Annotated in this window: 13 protein-coding genes; 6 read left to right on the top strand and 7 right to left on the bottom strand. The window is 46.8% G+C overall.

Annotation, left to right across the window (positions count from 1 at the left end; all coding sequences use genetic code 11):
• Positions 1-253 precede the first annotated feature (253 nt).
• Positions 254-2,926 (bottom strand): valine--tRNA ligase, encoded by a 2,673-nt coding sequence (locus ONB37_17500; GenBank protein ID MDZ7401957.1) that lies wholly within the window; start codon positions 2,924-2,926, stop codon positions 254-256.
• 531 nt (positions 2,927-3,457) lie between these two features.
• Here ONB37_17500 and ONB37_17495 point away from each other — a divergent pair.
• Positions 3,458-4,357 (top strand): fumarylacetoacetate hydrolase family protein, encoded by a 900-nt coding sequence (locus tag ONB37_17495; GenBank protein MDZ7401956.1) that lies wholly within the window; start codon positions 3,458-3,460, stop codon positions 4,355-4,357.
• A gap of 312 nt (positions 4,358-4,669) precedes the next feature.
• Complete coding sequence (locus ONB37_17490; protein MDZ7401955.1) at positions 4,670-5,761, top strand: ATP-dependent 6-phosphofructokinase; 1,092 nt, start codon at positions 4,670-4,672, stop codon at positions 5,759-5,761.
• A 117-nt stretch (positions 5,762-5,878) separates the two neighbouring features.
• Here ONB37_17490 and elbB read toward each other — a convergent pair whose 3' ends face one another.
• On the bottom strand, positions 5,879-6,553 hold the full coding sequence (gene elbB / locus ONB37_17485; GenBank protein ID MDZ7401954.1) for an isoprenoid biosynthesis glyoxalase ElbB: 675 nt from the start codon (positions 6,551-6,553) through the stop codon (positions 5,879-5,881).
• A 655-nt stretch (positions 6,554-7,208) separates the two neighbouring features.
• Between elbB and ONB37_17480 the strand changes: the two genes are divergently transcribed.
• The 4 genes from ONB37_17480 to ONB37_17465 all read left to right on the top strand — a co-directional run bounded on the left by ONB37_17480 (position 7,209) and on the right by ONB37_17465 (position 9,749).
• Positions 7,209-8,138, top strand: a complete 930-nt coding sequence (locus tag ONB37_17480; GenBank protein MDZ7401953.1) for a hypothetical protein — start codon at positions 7,209-7,211, stop codon at positions 8,136-8,138.
• A gap of 164 nt (positions 8,139-8,302) precedes the next feature.
• Positions 8,303-8,857 carry a sigma-70 family RNA polymerase sigma factor gene (locus ONB37_17475; protein MDZ7401952.1) on the top strand — a complete coding sequence of 185 codons (555 nt, stop codon included), beginning with the start codon at positions 8,303-8,305 and terminating at the stop codon, positions 8,855-8,857.
• Positions 8,854-9,270 (top strand): hypothetical protein, encoded by a 417-nt coding sequence (locus ONB37_17470; GenBank protein ID MDZ7401951.1) that lies wholly within the window; start codon positions 8,854-8,856, stop codon positions 9,268-9,270. Before ONB37_17475 ends, ONB37_17470 begins: the two co-directional genes overlap by 4 nt.
• A 5-nt stretch (positions 9,271-9,275) precedes the next feature.
• Positions 9,276-9,749 carry a hypothetical protein gene (locus tag ONB37_17465; GenBank protein ID MDZ7401950.1) on the top strand — a complete coding sequence of 158 codons (474 nt, stop codon included), beginning with the start codon at positions 9,276-9,278 and terminating at the stop codon, positions 9,747-9,749.
• Between the two features lie 255 nt (positions 9,750-10,004).
• On the opposite strand, the gene ONB37_17460 is transcribed toward ONB37_17465, so the two are convergent.
• The 5 genes from ONB37_17460 to ONB37_17440 all read right to left on the bottom strand — a co-directional run.
• The gene (locus tag ONB37_17460; protein ID MDZ7401949.1) at positions 10,005-12,038 is read right to left on the bottom strand and encodes a lamin tail domain-containing protein; all 2,034 of its coding nucleotides are present in this window, start codon (positions 12,036-12,038) and stop codon (positions 10,005-10,007) included.
• Between the two features lie 187 nt (positions 12,039-12,225).
• On the bottom strand, positions 12,226-14,064 hold the full coding sequence (locus ONB37_17455) for a carbohydrate-binding domain-containing protein (GenBank protein ID MDZ7401948.1): 1,839 nt from the start codon (positions 14,062-14,064) through the stop codon (positions 12,226-12,228).
• Positions 14,065-14,327: 263 nt separating this feature from the next.
• The gene (locus ONB37_17450) at positions 14,328-15,104 is read right to left on the bottom strand and encodes a polyphosphate polymerase domain-containing protein (GenBank protein MDZ7401947.1); all 777 of its coding nucleotides are present in this window, start codon (positions 15,102-15,104) and stop codon (positions 14,328-14,330) included.
• 322 nt (positions 15,105-15,426) lie between these two features.
• The gene (locus tag ONB37_17445; protein MDZ7401946.1) at positions 15,427-16,749 is read right to left on the bottom strand and encodes a TolC family protein; all 1,323 of its coding nucleotides are present in this window, start codon (positions 16,747-16,749) and stop codon (positions 15,427-15,429) included.
• Positions 16,750-17,067: 318 nt separating this feature from the next.
• A partial coding sequence (locus ONB37_17440) for an efflux RND transporter periplasmic adaptor subunit (protein ID MDZ7401945.1) occupies positions 17,068-18,635 on the bottom strand: 1,568 nt, incomplete at its 5' end.

The raw sequence follows: 18,635 nt of genomic DNA, 5'->3' as shown, positions 1-18,635 counted from the left end.
CGCAACCCGAGACTTCATTTCATTCGTTGTTGCGCCCCGTGAATATTTTGTTGGCGAAAAAGCCACATGGGGATGATGCTTATCTCCGAAAATAGAAATGGGATCCTCTCCCCATTCCAGAATCATCCAGCCCAGCGCATTTTAAAAATCGTTTATCAAAATATGACACATATTGGATCTGAGCCAATCGTATTGCACAAGACAGAAAATCGTTACTCGGTATCTTAACCACAAACAAGTTCCATCTGACGCCTTACCCTTCTAAGCTTCGCAAATTCTCCTGAAGTTTGGTCACATTGGCCTGAAAATCATTGCACTTCTGACGCTCTCGATCTACAACCTCTTTGGGGGCTTTGGCCAGGAAATCTTGATTCAGCAACTTCGCATTGATCGCTTCGATCTGCTTTTCCAATCGCACGATCTCCTTGGTCAAGCGATTGCGCTCGACTTCAATATCGATCAGTCCTTCCAAAGGCACGAAGATCTCCAGATCGGCAACCACGGAACTGGCAGAATACCGCGGTTTCGTCAGATCGCTGCCGAGAACTACATCACTCAGTCGCGCCAAAGAAGTCAAATAGACCTGATTTTGCTCGATCAATGCAAGATGCTTTTGATTGCTGCTTTTAATGAGCACCTGGGCTTGCTTGGCTGGGGGCACATTCATCTCACCGCGGATATTGCGGATCGATCCAATAAGCTGCTGCAGCAAGGCCAGGTCTTTTTCTGCATCATCATTCCAATAGCGCTGATCTGCAATAGGCCAGGAAGAAACGATGATATCTGGTTCTGACGGCAGCTTCAAGCCGTGCCAGATTTCTTCAGTGATGAATGGAATCACAGGATGCAATAATTGGACGACATTGCGCAGCACATGAATTCCAATCCCCAGTGCTAATTCGCGGGCAGCCTGATCTTTTCCATACAGTCTTGGCTTGATAAGCTCTAAATACCAATCGCAGAATTCGCGCCAGAAAAACGAATACAAATTGTCCACTGCTTCATTGAGATGAAATTCGTCCAGAGCTTTGGTAACAGCCACGATGGTCCGATGCAATCGGCTCAAAATCCATCGATCGGCCAATTGCAATCCGTCTGCCTGATCCAGAAATTTGCCATTTTTCAGCAGCCGTGGCAGCTCTTCTTCGTCAAAGCTCAGGGCCAGAAAACGATAGGCATTCCACAGTTTATTGGAGAAGTTGCGTCCGATTTCGAAATTCGATTCAGCCAGATTGATATCTTGTCCTTCAGAGGTCAGCATCAGCAACGAGAACCGTACGGCATCGGCGCTGTATTTTTCCACCATTTGTAATGGGTCGATGCCATTGCCCAAGGTTTTGCTCATCTTTCGGCCCTGAGCATCGCGGATCAACCCATTGAAATAGACGTGACGAAATGGCACATCGCCCATGAACTCCAGCCCAGACATGATCATCCGTGCCACCCAGAAGAAAATAATATCGGGGGCAGTAACCAGCGTGTGGGTGGGATAAAAATATTTCAATTCAGGCGTTTCCTCAGGCCAGCCCATGGTAGAAAACGGCCAGAGCCATGACGAAAACCATGTATCCAACACATCCTCGTCTTGGACTATCCGGGTGCTTTGGCATTTGCTGCAACTTTGCGGGGCCTCGCGACGCACCATCATTTCATTACAATCTTGGCAATAATATACCGGAATGCGATGCCCCCACCATAATTGCCGCGAAATGCACCAATCCCGAATGTTCTCGATCCAATTCGCATAAACTTTTACCCATTTATCAGGATGAAATTGGATGCGGCCATCCAGCACCGCCTTCAGTGCTGGTTCGGCCAAAGGTTTAATTTTCACGAACCACTGGGCCGATAGGTATGGTTCTATGATCGTATCACATCGCTGACAATGCGCGATGGCATGTTGGTGATTTTCGATCTTCTCCAAAAGTCCAGCGTCGTCAAGTTCTTTCACCAATGCCTCGCGACATTTGAACCGATCGAACCCATTATATTTGCCGGCATTCTCGTTCATCGTCCCGTCCTCGTTCATCACATTGATCGGCTGCAGTTGATGGCGCAGCCCGATCTCGAAATCGTTCGGATCATGCGCCGGGGTGACCTTCACCGCACCAGTGCCGAATTGGGCATCGACAATTTCATCAGCAATGATCGGGATCTCTCGGTTCATCACTGGCAGAATAACGGTCTTTCCAATCAGTCCAGCATAGCGCTCGTCATTGGGATTTACCGCAACGGCCACATCCCCCAACATGGTCTCGGGACGCGTGGTCGCTACAGTAATATATGAACCGTTGCCTTTCAATGGGTAGCGGATGTACCAGAGCTTTCCTTGTTCATCGCGATGAATTGCCTCTTCATCCGATAGCGCTGTACTACAACGCGGGCACCAATTGATAATGTATCTGCCTCGATAAATGAGTCCTTTTTCATATAGCCGACAGAACACTTCAATCACGGTCCGAGATAAACCCTCGTCCATCGTGAAGCGCTCCCGTTGCCAATCGCAAGAGCAACCCAGTTTTTTCAACTGCTCGATGATAACGCTGCCATATTTTTCTTTCCATTGCCAGACGCGACGGACAAATTCTTCACGGCCCAATTGATGTCGGGTGACTTGCTCAGTCCGCTTCAAATGCCGCTCTACCACATTCTGGGTGGCGATTCCTGCATGATCAGTTCCCGGAAGCCACATCGTCTCATATCCGGCCATCCGATGATAGCGAATCAGAATATCCTGGATCGTATTATTGTAAGCATGGCCCATGTGCAAGACATCGGTCACATTCGGTGGCGGGATAACGATCGAATAGGGCTTTTTATCTGGATTCACTTCCCCATGAAAATAGTTTTCCTCCATCCAATGACGATACCATTTTTCTTCCACCTGTTTGGGATCGTACACCTTGGCAATTTCTTTCTCGGCCATAACTCTATCAAACTCCTCTTAAAACAACCTTCAGCCAATGAACCCCATGATTGGCTTCCTCTGCTTGCTCTATTCTAATTTGAGCACTAAATATAAAAAATAAATTTATAAAATGAAAGATAAATTTAGTGGCAATGTTAAGAAAATCATCGCTAAAAATCAAGGGAAAAATTTGCCACAAATCATGATCGGCATTGGTTCAAACTGATCAATCGTTCTATAACCCATCATCGTCTTCGGCCACAGCAAGAGTGCGATCTTTAAGCCTTTTCAAACCAATTCATCCTTAATCAGGCAGGCAGAGGAGTGATTATCATATAACAATGATCGAACAAATTGACACAATCGGGATGCGAAGCAGCTCGAATCTCAGAACTAACGAGCGGGGCTTAAAATCGATGGCCCCAAAAAGAGTAAGGGCAAACCTAAAATCTTTTGAAATTTTCCTTGATTATTTCCTCTTAAATTCCTATACTTGTGCCTGAAATTTGGCAAATCATATAAAGTGGGTAACAGGTCGAGGAGGTTTCGTTGAAATTATTTTCATTTCTCAACAAAGATCAACTGGTGCGGATTGGGATTGAACTGGACGGGAGAAAATATGATTTTTCCCGCATCTGGGAGATGTTTAAGGATATCCGTGGCAAACATCATTTTCCCGAATTGAGTTTCCTCCAAGTGATGATCGAACTGGAGCTCTTCAATAAAGAAAATATTACCGAGGTCATAAAGACCGTGAGCGATCTCCGACCGTTGGATGATTTAAGAATTCAAGCGCCGATCCGATTTGACGTGCCGATCGCACGTCCGCAGAAAATTATCTGTTTAGGCCGCAATTATCGCAAACATGCGGAAGAGTTCAAAAATCCTGTGCCAAAAGAGCCAATCATCTTTGCCAAAATGCCATCATCATTATTGGCCCATGAAGGAACCATATTGCTTCCCAAAAATGTAGGTCGGGTCGACCATGAGGGGGAATTGGCTGTGGTGATCGGCAAGTCGGGCAAATATATCTCCGAGTCCCGAGCTTATGAATTTGTTGCCGGTTACACCATAGTTAACGATGTCACAGCGCGGGAGCTCCAGATAAAAGACATTGAAAATAAGCTTCCCTGGATGCGAAGCAAAAGCTTCGACACCTTTTGTCCGATCGGCCCATATCTGGTGCCTCACGGCGTCATTGATAACCCTCATCAGCTTGAGCTGACGGTTACGGTGAATGGCGCAGTACGACAAAAATCCAATACCTCGCAATTCATATTCAAAGTGCCCGAGATTATCCAATTCATCTCCAGACATCTAACTCTCTCACCTGGCGACATCATTGCCACCGGGACTCCAGAGGGGGTTGCTGAACTGAAGCCTGGGGATGTTGTGATTGTAGAAATCGATCAGATTGGCCGTCTGCAAAATTATGTGGCGGCAGAATAGAGCGCCCTGCTTCCACCTAACTTCTCGGTCCTCAGCGATGATCGGATGATTCCAAAGGAAAAATAACTCTAGTTTGATTGATTATCTGATGAAACCAGTTCAGAGTAACTTGCAGTGCTACAAAGAAAAATAAATCTCCTGCTGCTTGTAACTTGTGTATTTTAGATCCGAGCGTCAACACGATTATTTTGATCAATGACGATCTTCAGCTTCTGAAATCACTTCATCTTTGTTTCATAAAATCAGATAGTGAAGAACGCGAGAACAGCAGCGGCATGAAAAAGAACGAAATTTAACAGAAGGATTTGAACAATGAGCACACCAAAAAGAATAGGAATTTTGACTGGCGGCGGAGATTGCCCTGGTTTGAATGCAGTCATCCGCGCCGTTGTGAAAACCGCAGTCAAAAATTACAATATGGCTGTGGTGGGATTTTTAGATGGATTTGAAGGTTTAGTAGAAAAACGTTTCATTAATTTGACCAATGATGTGGTTTCTGGAATTTTGACGCGCGGTGGGACGATCCTGGGGACGAGCAACCGCGCGGATCCGTTCCGATACCCGGTTCTTGTGGATGGAAAATACGAATTTCGCGACCGTTCGGACCAAGCGCTCAAGACCATCGACGAGCTCGGCCTAGAGGCGTTGGTCTGTATCGGCGGCGATGGTACTATGGTGGTAAGTCAAAAACTGGCCAATCGAAACGTCCCGATCGTTGGAATCCCGAAGACCATCGACAATGACCTGGTCGGCACGGACGTGACTTTCGGCTTTGATTCTGCGTTGACGACGGCCACTGAAGCGATCGATAAGATTCATACCACCGCACAATCGCACCATCGCGTGATGGTGATCGAGGTCATGGGGCGCTATGCTGGCTGGTTGGCATTATGCTCTGGAATTGCAGGTGGTGGTGACATCATTTTGATCCCAGAGATCCCCTACGATATCGATAGCGTCTGCAACGCGATTAAAGAACGAAAATATCAGGGAAGATACTTCAGCATTTTGGTTGTCGGTGAAGGGGCAAAGCCCAAGGGAGGTGAAATGGTGGTGAAGAAACGCATCGAAGGGAGTCCAGAGCCTGTGCGGCTTGGTGGCATCAGTCATAAAGTGGCCGATGACATCGAAGACAAAATCCAGGTTGAAACGCGGGTGACCATCCTGGGGCACCTGTTGCGCGGCGGCGTTCCCTCGCCAGCAGACCGATTATTAGCGAGCCGCTTTGGCGTCTGTGCAGCCGAACAAGTGGCAAAGCGAAATTTCGGTCAGATGGTGGCGCTGCGAGGCAGCGATATCATCACCGTTCCTATCAAAGACGTGGCGGGAAAAACCCGAACCGTCCCATTAGATCATCCTTACATCGCGATGGCGCGCTCCCTGGGCACCTGCCTGGGAGATTGATCACGAATTACCTCCAACGCCAGCCGATTGCTCTCGCAATGGGCTGGCGCAGGAGCATCATTTAATAGCCAAGGTAATCGCTTCCCGGCATCCTAATGACTCTACCCACTCCTCAAATCAGCTAATCAAGTGCAGCACCTGCTCTACGCATTGCTCGATCCCTTTAGCGACATGGGCAATGGTAGGACCTAACATATAGGCTGGGGTAGAAACGATTTTATGCGCTTTATCACATTCTGCCTCTTCCACTTTTCGAATTACATGCTTCCCACCCAATTTTTCGATGGCGTTCGCTGTATCTGGGTCATTGCCAATCGTCAATTTCGGATGATAATCCCCAAGGACCTTGGCAGCGATTACTGGAGCGATACAAATAAACCCCATCGGCTTCTTCGCCTGGTACATCTCCTTTATTAAGCGCTCCACTTCGGCATTGACCTTGCAGTTAATACCATCGACCGCGAACGTGCACAAATTTTTGGCGGCTCCGTAACCACCGGGGAAAATCAAAGCATCCAAATCCTCCGCTTTCACCTGATCCATGGGTCTGATTTCGCCTCGCGCAATTCGCGCCGCCTCAACCAAAACATTACGAGTCTCGCCGCTAACTGGCTGCCCCTTCACATGATCTACGACATGCATTTGTGCCACATTCGGGGCCATGCAGATCGCCGTAGCTCCAGCTCTGTCGATCGCTAGGAGCGTCAGTACCGCCTCATGGATCTCCGATCCATCATAGACACCACATCCCGAAAGGACAACACCGACCTTTTTACCAGCATATTTTGCCATAGCCTGTCCTCCATTATTTGGTTGAAAATTTTCTTCATCCATTCCAACTTCAAACTCATGAAAAAAATTGGCCGCTTTGTTTCGAGAACCCTTCGATACTTGATTGGTTTTTAATATAACCAAATTGCACTTATTTGTCAACACAAAATTCGTGGAATAGCATTTGTCCACAAGGCAGTCATCCCCCAAAAAAATTTATAGCAAAATGAGTGATACCCCCAAAATGAACCAATATCGAACAAATATTGCAGCACCTCCAGAAGATGATGCACGACTCTTTCTGGTGCAACCGATTAATAAGTTTAGACCCTCTTTCCGTCTCAGGCATGACGATAATTTTGCAAATTTTGAATTTTTCAGCAGTCTAAAAAAAATGATTTCCCCAATTATTTTGATAATCGCCTTGTTTGCTGCTTAACTTGATTGTTCATTGTCAGGCGGCTGCTAAATAATTCTGCTAAGCCAGATTCAATTGAGTGAGCTGTTTTGACGCTCAATTTCAGCTTATCGCATAGAAGTTGCCGATGATTTTAAAATGAGTTCCTTATTGCTCACAAGAAATGATTCGAATAGGTGTTTAAAGAATTGATAGTAATTTCTGTTTTTTGCTTGGATAATGGACAGGCGTCAAGTTAAAATCCATTTGGAGGGTCCTATGTTATCAAGAACGTCTCATTTACTCATGAGCTGCTGGATTTTCGTGATTCTGGCAGTTGCGATGATTCATGGCTCTGCAGTTGCCGCTCCGCAATCTGAAATTTCTCTTGCTTACAAAGCACAGGCGGGTGATCTGCTGAGCTATCAGAGCAGCCGGACCGACACTCGGGCAACTGAGCGCGAGGGAGAAACCACGGAATTCACTACGACAAGAATCTTCGATTTTGATTTGCAGGCAGAGCATGCGGACAGTTTGCTTAGCTTCGTTCTCACGGTAAAGAAATTGGAAATTACCATGGAAGGAGCCCGAGGGGGACGCGGTTTTCCGCCTCTCGATCCAAAGGTATTGGAGGGAAAGCGCCTTCGTATCAAAATTACCCCCGCTGGGGAACAGCGAGACATTTCGGCGATCGATAGCATCCCCATGCCAGAGCGTCCTGAGCGGGCGGATGACCGACCGATGAGAGGCCGCTTTGGCAATCCCTTGAATCAGGTGCGAATCAATTTCATTCAATTGCCTACCAGACGGGTGAAGGTGGGCGACACATGGACCGAGCCTTTCAAAGATATGGATGGAGGCGCTGCCGGCTTTTTTGGACGAATGATTCAGGATCAAAAAATCACAGGTACCACAAAGTACACAGTGATCGGGGAAGAACAGAAAAATGGGTTCAAATGCCTCCATCTTCGGATCGAGTCTAATTATTCCCGTTCATTCGAAAGCCAACGCCAGGGTAACAGGATCAGTGGTGAGAGCGAAGGGGAAACTAAAGCAGATGTCTGGTTTGCTCCGAAAGAGGGGCTTCTGGTGGAATATAGTCTCAACGATTTTAATGAAGGCAGCACGGCTTTCTCCGGGAGAACGGTACCAAATTCCAATGAATCCAAGGTTACTTTAAAGCTGGTCTCGTGGAAGCCGAAAAAGTAGCAAGGAATCAAATTTTTTCACCGTGGGACATTTTGGAAGCTCCATACAAATTATCCACGCAATTTTCCGTGGATCTTCCATGATTCATTTTTTTCAACCATGAAAAACTGATTTTATTTGGGAATAAAGCTCCCTTTTCAATGGTCTAACAAATGAAGAGGAAAATGGCCGTGACTGACCAGCAACTTATAGAAGCGACACTTCAAGGTGATGAAAATGCGTTTCGGGAATTGATCAAACGCTATGAGTCCCGCGTTGCCTCCACGGTCATCGGAATGCTGGGAGCTTGTCCAGAGGCCGAAGATGTCGGTCAGGAGACGTTTATTCGATTCTATAAAAAATTGAAGCAATTCCGTGGTGAGGCAAGTGTGGGAACTTATCTCACTCGGATCGCGATTAACTTATCACTGAACGAATTGAAACGCCGGAAGCGAAAGTCTTTGCTTTTTTTTCGGAAACTGTCAGACGAAGATTTGAACATCCCGGATGAAAAAGAGCGAAATGAATTCGATGACCGCAGAGACGTAGTGCAGCAGGCGATTCAGCAACTTGAGCCAAAATTTCGTTCTGTAATTGTCTTGCGGCTGATCGACGGCTACTCCACTGCTGAAACAGCGAAAATTTTAAATTTGCCGATTGGGACCGTATTATCCCGATTAGCTCGAGCGCAACAAAAATTGAAAAAGTTGTTAGCAACGCACTTAGGAGATCTAAAATGAACCAAAAGCTGTTGTCATTGCTCTATCGATCGTTCGACGGACAATTAAGCCCTGCCGAGCAGAAGCAATTAGACCAGGCGCTCTCTGACTCAGCAGCCCTAAGAGCAGAGAAAAATCGGATCGAACAGTTGCGTTCAATGATTTCCCATAGCGGCCATCGAACATTTCGGCCCTTTTTCGCGGAAAAAGTCATCCAAAAAATCCGTGACTATCGGCGTCCTGCGGAAAGCTTCGTTGATTCGCTGATCACCGTGTTTCGGCCAGTGGCGATTGCAGTGACCATACTGCTTGTTGTGCTTTTGAGCTATAATTTATTCATGAGTGAAGACAAATCGCTATCGAGCGCCTTTGCCGAACCAGAGATCAAGCTGGAACAGGCGCTCGATCCCGCCATTGTATGGGCAATGGAGTAATGATCATGACAACAAAAACGAAAACGACTTTCATTCTGCTCATCACTTTACTGATCGGTGTTGTGTTGGGAGTTTTTCTAGATCGAACAATCCAGAGATTTCGGTTTCAGAAGCGATTTGCGGAATTTCGACAACCTCAGGGGATCTCTCGCATCCTTGAAAATTTAATTCGGCCCGATGAATCCCAATATCAGGCCGTGCGAGATATTCTGGGGAAATATTCAAGAAAACTTCATGAACAGCGCGAAAAATCGTTTCAGCAAATGGAAGCGATTATGGATTCTTTGCGAACCGAACTGGATCAGGTCTTGACAGATGAACAGAAAGCACGTTTGAAAAATGAGATGGAACGAGTCAGGCAACGCCGTGGTCATCGACCCCCACCGGGAAGAATGCCGCCTCCCCCTCCGATGCCTTTTGATCGCGACTTGGGACGACCGCCCTTGAATGATGATAGGCAACCGCCGCCTCCATATTAGTCTTTTAAAATTTGTGCTCCTTGAGACAATTAACTTTGCAAGCTTACAATTCGCACGCTTGTTACGGCGGCCCGAAATACATCGGAAGACGGGTTTATGATCGATCTGAAAGTTATTCTCATCAGTATTAACCTGGACTCAAACTCCTTTTTGCAAATCTTTGATAAGGTCCCGTTTTGTTTCGGGTCTTTGTGGCATTAAAAATACCAATCTTTTGAAAACTATCATATCGGCTAAAAACTGCGGCTCATCCACTCACCTCAGCAATATCATTTTTTTCGTCGCTCGATAATCCCCTGCCTTGATCTGATAGAAATAAAATCCGCTCGGAATATTTTCCGCTTCCCATCGGACCGAATGAAGTCCTGGCGGGAGAATTTCATCAATCAAAGTCACAACTTTCTGCCCCAGCATATTATAGATCGCCAGCGTGACCCTCTCCCTGCTTGGGATGGAAAATGAGATCGAGGTCGCTGCATTGAATGGGTTCGGATAATTCTGGTGCAGCGCAAATTGCAACGGAATTGCGGTTTGGTCGTTTTTCACAGCGGTGAGTTGGTTCGCTGCCCCTTTGGTGGGCTCATTGAAGAATCGCCACGTATTGGTGCCATCAGGGTAGCGGCCCTCGCTTTTGTCTGGCTGTTGGGGACCGAAATCGTAGAAATCCAGTCCCGTGGTGCTATCAGCGGCAGTGAGCATGATGACGTCACTTCCTTCCGAGGAAAATCCGAAGCCGAGCGCGTCTTCATAAATGACCAGATATTCGCCAGGTTTTAAAATTTTGCCCTGGGGAAATTTCCATTTGGTATTATTGGTCCGCTCATCGGATAAAAAGCAGCCCGATAGGTCGAACGGCTGGGTGCCACGGTTGTAGATTTCCACCCAATCATCGGTGCCGCCAAAGGCGCTGGTGGCTTGAAATTCATTGATGCAGACGGGTGAAAATAGCTGGCTGGTTGCATTGCTGGCGCCTGGTGTAGGAGGTTTCAGATACTCAGGAGCGGTACCCGTTTCAGGCATGAAGCCCATTGAAACATCAGCGCTCATGCGACCAAATTTCCAGCCATGAATCAGCACATTGCCATGGTCCACCGTTTCAAAAATGCCCACTTCCTCACCCAATGATGACAGCTTAAAATCCACATGCCAGTTGCCCTGAGTTGGCGTATTGTCCGCCCAGAAAATTTTATATTCCCCAGGAGCGATGCTGATAGCGGGCAATTTGAATGCCCTGGGATTATTCAAATTATTGCTTACGAACATGCCGTTCAAATTGATAGTTCGGGTATCTTCATTGTGAATTTCAAACCAATCATCGTATTCACCATATTCATCTTTATTGACGGTATTGTTGACCGCCAACAGTTCAGTGATCCGCAGTTTTGGGGGCTTATAGTCCACTGTATAGGCATGATAATCGGTCGGCGCGTTGTTGGGCCAACTATCCTGTTGACCGATATTGTCGGTCGCCACGGCATAATATTTCACCACCTTGCCGCTGGCCTGGGCAGGGATGATAGTGCTGTATAATGAATCGCCAGCTTTGGCATCGCCGTTGGTGCCGTCATCGTACATGGCCTGCGCTTTATAGCCAGAGCCGAGATTGACGAACAGTTCCACTTTCGACAGTCCTTCATTATCAAAAGCCAGAACTGATATGGTCACGTTATCAGAGCTGGTTGGCAGCTCAGGGGAACGAAAACCATCTTTGCAGGTGGGCTGGACATTTTCCGTGTAAACGCTGTTTTTCGCTCCAGGCGTCCCGCCGCTTATTTTGCTCGGATCCCAACTGGTGGGCAACGAGTTGTCCAGCGAGGGATGGAGCAATTCCAGCGAAGGTCCATTGCCATCGGGTGATGTGGGCCAGTCCCCCCCATCGCTGTAAACCACAATATCGTGCAGCGTTTTGTTGCTATCAAATAATCGGACGGCATCTCCAGCGTTGCCCAATGACCAGCCTGCTCCGCCCGTGTCGAAGGCATTGGGGTTAATTTTAGTGACTGTGGGGTATTTCTGCTTGAATTGAGAGATATCGCTGACGATGACCAAATACTCCCCTGGTTTTAACACCCAATTCAAATAGCAAGGACTGTGGCTATCATTATCATCGAGGATATACCAGTTCTGCAGGTTATACTCTTTGGTCGAGTTGTTATACAACTCAACAAATTCGACATCATTCCCGATGCTGTTGTACATGATTTCATTGATCACGATGTCGCTGCCTGCCAGAACAGATGTGGCTAATAAGAATGGGAAGATTGAAGCAACTGAAAATAATTTTTTCATTTGAAGCTCCTTAAAAGTTACAGATGTAGTCCACTTTAGCAGTCTACGTTGTCATTCCGAATGGAGCGAAGCGGAATGAGGAATCCGTCCATTAAAAGACAAATGACTTATACAGATTCCTCATTTCGTTCGGAATGACGTATTTTGAACAACAATTTTTTATAAATTCTGTAAGGCGGACTATCTTTTAGATGTTCACCTTCGTCACAACACTCGAGATCGTAAAGCTCTTTCTCAATGATCCGCCCGAATAGCTTCCACCCACATATAGCCCATTGGTATTGGTGCCCGTCGATGAACCTCCTGTATAAATCGAATAGGTTGATCCTCTGGTCAGCTTTGGCGATGAGAACACAAAATAATAGCAATTCCGAACAGGTTTGAACGTCACGAGATCGTTGCCGCCAGCATCTTCAATATGGAATAAAGATGATGCAGAAAAGCCACCTGAAAAAGCCACATAGACCGAATATTGGCTCGATGAATTGCTTGGGACTTCTATCATGAATCCTGAATTAGGTCCTGTTGCTATAAACAACCCACCTGAAACGTTAAATGTTCCATTGATATCAAAGGCAACCTCTGGCTGCGACTGCGGCCCATGAACGATGACGGTGCCACCAGAAATGGAGGCATTGCCATTGCTATCCAAACCATCCCCCCGAGAGGAATTGACAGCGATAAATCCACCATTGATCATCAAACTGCTACCATCATTCGCCTCGGTTCGTTTACCCTTGGTAGCGTTAAAGCCATCATCGCTGGTCACCATGTTAAGATAGCCGTCGTTGATGGTAATAGCAGCGGCTTCGATGCCTTCATAACTTTTGGAGATGTTCAAAGTGCCAGCATTAATGGTTGCTATACGATCGGCATGGATCGCCGCATCTTTGGTGGTAATGGCAAAGGTGCCGTTGTCTATGATCACCGCATCGTTCGAGTGAATGGCATCATCGGCAGCATCGATTGTAAAATTGCCGCCAGCGATAATCGTCAGCACCAACCCCTTGATCCCCTTGGCTGACGTACCAATGGGAACGCTGGAATTGCTGCCGCCGCCGCAAGTAAGGTTGAATGTCCCATCGCTGATTAACGCATCCGTTTCGGCACTGATAGCATCTTTTCCTGACGCAATATTTATGCCACCGCTTTGGATCCAGATATAGCCTCGGGTCGCATCAGTCGCATTATCGGATTTCAAGCCATCGCCGCCAGCCTTGACCGTGATCTCTGCATCCCGAATGACCACGTAGTCCTTGCCACGGATGCCATCATCCTTGGCAGTTACGTTGAGGGACACGCTGGCATCAGCCGTTTTGGGTCGACCATCATCGACGGAGGTAATCTTTTCAGAGCCACCTGCGATGATGAGCCCATCCTTGCTGGCAATCCCATCATTATAATTTCCCTTGACGGTCAACGAACCGCTGCCATAAATCGTGAGGTCGGCCTTGCTGAAAATGGCCGCATTGGGCTCGTCTTGATTTGGAGTATCGAAAATATAGGAGGCACCATCGGTCACAACATTTTCCGTCCCACTGGCGAGGATGATGATGACTTTTTTGGCAGCCTGAATATTGATCGGCGCACTGGTCGAATTACTGATATTGACTCCGTTCAGGATCAGCCGCACTACTCCCTTATCTTCGGTATTCACGATGATCTGCCCGTCCGTCAGCGTGCCATTGAGGCTATAAGTGCCTGCCAAGCTAATGACCACTCTGCGATCGGTAACTGTCGCACCAGCTCCATTGACGGTTATCGAATTTATGTTCAGTGAGATTTGGGTCACTTGAGAATTGTCCCAGGCGTAATCATCAGCTTCTTCGTGATGCCAGCTATTCTCTGCCATTGCCTTTGCTAATGCTTCGGAATAACCTCCACTATGGCTGACCACGGTATTCCCGCTGCCATCCGAAACATTTTCATCAGTGGGTGCGATGGGCTTGGTAGCTTTTTCACAAGCTAAGGGCATTAACAGGATAAGAGCGCAGGTCCCAAGTAATATAATTTTTCTTTTACGCATTTTTTCTCCTCTCAGAAGACCTGGATATTTTGGTTTGAGAGATAAACGAAACGGAGGCTTTTTCATCTATTGACAAAGCACGGGAATATTTTATTCCAAATTTAACAACAAAAAATTGGAAAGATGATTTAAAATTTCGGGTGAGATGACCGTTTCACATGTTGGAAATCGGATTGAAATCTGAAGCGAAGTCATTTGTAGATGCAAAACGGTAGGTTGAATTGGAATAATCGCCCGAGAAATACAATGTGATGGTATCAGCTTTAATCGAAAATTGAAGTCCTTCCCCCTCCGCTAACTCCAAAGATGCTCTCAATGCCATAACAATATTTCGAAAATCCCCGTTGCTGGAGATTGAATTTGCGGATCAGCTCGATGGCCCAGATCGGGATCAAGGTTTCGACTTTGATTTCCAGGATCACGGGCGAATCAGCGCTTCGGGCATTCATGGGATCATCATAGTAGATCATCTCCTGCTCATCGTAATTCAAATCGAATGAACCATGGGTAGGACGGCAGCACAATTGGCGGTCAAAGGTAACACGGCCATATTCTTCCAATTCAGTCACGTAAGGTTCCCGAAAGTAACGGACATGCAACACAGGCTGAGCGCCGTACCAGTAAATCAGATCATCGAAAGTATCCAAATGCGGTTTGACCATGGGTTTGCGCTCATCTGCCAAACCTGGATGGAACAAGTTGGGCCATTCCGTCACTGGAATGCAATAGCGCCGCTTCCAGATCACACTGGCATTGCGATATTTGATCTCAGGCCAGATGAGGTCGGTGGCTTTTTCGCCGTAAAAACGGGCTCGGGGCTTATAGCGAGTCAGTTTGCGGAATTTGGTATCATAATAAAATCTCAGATCAGGCGTATCAAAATACAAATTATTGACAATGTAACCCTGTTCTCCTGGCGGAACATGGATATCGTAGGTGCAAATATGCTTGATATGTTCTCGAATTTGAGCTGCCAACTCTTCGGTGATGGTGTATTTCAATTCGTAGCGTTTTATTTCACTCAGTTCTTTTGACATCATTTACAATTCTTGTCTAAAATATCAAATATCAAACATCGAGTTACAAATAATACACTTAATCAGATTAGCGGTAACATCCCCCTAAATCCCCCTTCAAAGGGGGACTTGCGTTCCCCCCTTTGAAGGGGGGCCAGGAGGGATGTTCGTTAACCTGAAGTTGAAAAATTGATATTGCCTAATTTAATCTGACCAGGTAGTGACAACATTCAATGATCAAAACATCAAATTCCAAACAGACGGAGATTTGGTATTTGGAAATTTGAATTTGAAAATTTTTGAAATTTGGTTTTTGGGATCTGGAAGTTATTCTCAATTTATCTATTCATCGTATCAATTGTTCGTATCCCTCGATCCCAATGGCAAAGTACAGATCCGCCAAGGCATGAGCTACTTCCCTTCTTTTTTCGGCCAGTAATCGCTGCGTATCAAAAATGGTCCATTCCATCTCCACCACTTCATCAGGCATCAGGGTTTCATGTTGTCGGGCTTCGGTGACCAGTTTGGTAGCATTGGCAATCAGCTCGGCCCCACTGGCACTGAAATTTTTCCAATCCAATAGCAGATCTTTGTAAATGTTGTAAGCAGATCGCACCTCTTCGGCGACGGATTCTCTGATGGCATCGGATTCATCGGTCTTCTTTTTCACCGCCAGATGCGTCGCCTGAATATTTCCGATATTCCAATTGAACAGCGGCAGATTGATGCCCGCCATGAACTCACCCCAATCCTCACGGCGCTCCTTTTCCGCATGATACGACAGCTCGATAAAGTTGAACCAAGGGATCAATTTCAGATATTCCAGCTTTTGTTGTTTATTGGCCAATTCGATCCGCTGTTGCACCAGGTCGATTTCGGGGCGATGAGCGATCGCCAGTTTGATCAGCTCATCCACATCCTGGGTCACCTCTGGCAGCTCATGATAAACAATCGGCAAATTTTCGGGTAGACCAGTCCGTTTCGATAGCTTTCGACGAGCCAGGCCCTGGTTTTGCAATGCCAGTGCCAGATCGTTTTTCGATTCCGCATGCCACATTTTGGCCTTGGTAAAATAAACGACAGAACGACGGCCTAATTCCACCAGTTTTTCGATGATCTGAATTCTTTCGTCCGCCTTAGCTACCCGTTGCCGAGCGATCTCCGCCAATTGGTCGTACATCAACACATCGGCATAATCCTTGCGAACCCTAGCGATAAGCTCCTGGCGATACCGAACCTCCTCGACTTTTCGATCCCAAAGATCGACTCGTGCCTCTTGTTTTTCTTCACCGAGTTCACCCAACTGCGGCAAACGAAAGCGCAAGCCAAGTCGCAGCTCATCGAATTCCTGGGTGTAATAGCGAGTTGAAACTTCGCTGATGCGTAGCTCGGGATTCCGCATCGAGCCGCTGGATCGAAGCCGATAATTAGCAATGGCGACATTCGTGACCAATGATTGGAGCTTTCGGCTATTTTTCAAAGCCAATTCGATCACCTGCTGCTCCGAAACCGCAGTGCCAGTTAACGCAGGAAAATAAGTGGCTTCATTCTCCCCTTTCATATCATTCGGAGCGTCGTCCGATTGAGCAAAAATCGGGATGGAAAAGACCATCGAATGGATCAGGCAGATCAAATTTAAAAAAAGGTGGTGATGCTTTGTTCTGAACATTCTTTGAGTCCCTAAAAAGTTGCCATTCATTGATAGATATCTTCAAGATGCGGAAATCCGTCATTCCGAGCCGTCAGTCGGCGGTGAGGAATCTCTTAGCTCTTTAATAGAAGGGATCGCTCCGCTTGCGTCCGCCGTTTTCGCAGATTTAGTGGAATCTGGCTAAAAAATCAATTTTGAGATATGCAGATTCCTCACTCCGCTTCGCTTCGTTCGGAATGACAAAATCCTGTATTTTGCAGATGTCCAATTGAATGAAAAACCGAGCTCATGAGTGATAATTTTCCAACTCAATACTCCAATAATCCATCACTCCAGTCATAGCTCCTTCACATCAACAAAACAAAACACTGGATTCTCATTATCCTTGTCAAACACAATGAGAAATCGCTCACTTCCCTGCCAGCAAATCCCCTCAGGCTTCAAATTTGGAAAACTAAAAATCCGAGTCGCTGCCAGTCGCCCATCGGCAAAGCGGTCGATGCGATGGAAGCCGCCCAATTGGTCATCATCTTTGGCATCCACAATGGTGGAGAGCGCCCACAATCGGCCATTTTGATCGAACATCAAATCTGAAATGCCCGCCGATTTATTTTTATGATGCCCCAATTGCACAAAGCCATAGACGGATAATTGATTCGGCGCTAATTTTCGACTTGTAAAAATGTCATCCACATTTTCCAGCTTCCAGATAATGGCGCCTTTGTTGGTAACAGGCTCCTTCAAGCCAAGATAAAGCGCATGGTCATGAAACGCCGCCCCCTCGATATTCAAGACAGGCTGGCCATCGGCTTCGAATTTTTCCAGACCCAACGCTCGCAATTCTGGCAATGAAAAAGAATTCAGCAAGAGTGATAAAAATTGAACCTGTCCCTGCACCACCAATTTTTCACCATCTCGCTGGACTTTGATGATCAGTTCTCTGCTACCAGGTCGTTTATTTTTTTTACTGATGTTTTGAGAAGAAATCAAATAGAAAGCACCATTCCCCGCTGGTGCAATGGCTTCAAGATCATTAATCTTTTCGATACCGAGCAGGGGCATAGGTGCTTCAGCCACGTTACCGCTCTCGTCCATCAAAAACAGGTATGGCGCATGATCGTTAAGAGCGTCCTGAATGCCTGTATCATCACTCACGATCAAAAATTTTTGAATATCAGGTAACCAGGCAACGCCCGAAGGCTCAAAGCGGGTTTTGTTCCATAGATTTTGTGGTACCTCCATTGGAATCACTGATGGTGCCTTCTTTTGAAGCGGATTGGCATCCGCAGATTTTTTTTCTGAGGCGATCAGCGAAGCCGATTGATTGGCCGCATTTTTTTTCAGGATGCGAACATTCACCACCTCGCCAGGGAGCAACTGATGATCCTTTGGCAATTCGACCCGCACTTTGCGGGCCCAGAAAATTTGCCCTCGAAACGACAACCGCTCCGAGGCTCGGGTGAATTCAGGATGGATGAATGTCACCATCCCAGTCGTATTGTAATTGCGACTGCGGGAAGAATAAATTTCTGCCTTCATGCCCACCTGAAGTGCCAGGTTGGATTGCTCGGGAATGTAAACGTCCAGGTAAGTTGGCCTGGCCTCTTCCACCGTGATAATGGGCAGAAAGGCATCGATCACATCGCCAGGCCGAGCCAGAATTTCAGTTACAAAGCCATCGCAGGGCGCAATGACGGAGCGCAGATTGATCCGATGCTCGGTCTCTGCAACCAGTCGGCGTAGGGATTCGGCGTATTCCATTTGCTCCCAGAGCAGCGATTCCGCCATGCTATCGATATCAGCGGCGCTGAGCATCTGGCGGGATTTTCGAGTTCTCTCTAATTTTTGAGTTTGAAACGCCAGGTCTTTATTCAACTCGTTGAGATATGTTGCCAGCGCATCCC

The organism is candidate division KSB1 bacterium, assembly GCA_034506395.1.
Classification (GTDB): Bacteria; Zhuqueibacterota; Zhuqueibacteria; order Thermofontimicrobiales; family Thermofontimicrobiaceae; genus Thermofontimicrobium.
This window is presented reverse-complemented; position numbering and strand designations above follow the sequence as displayed.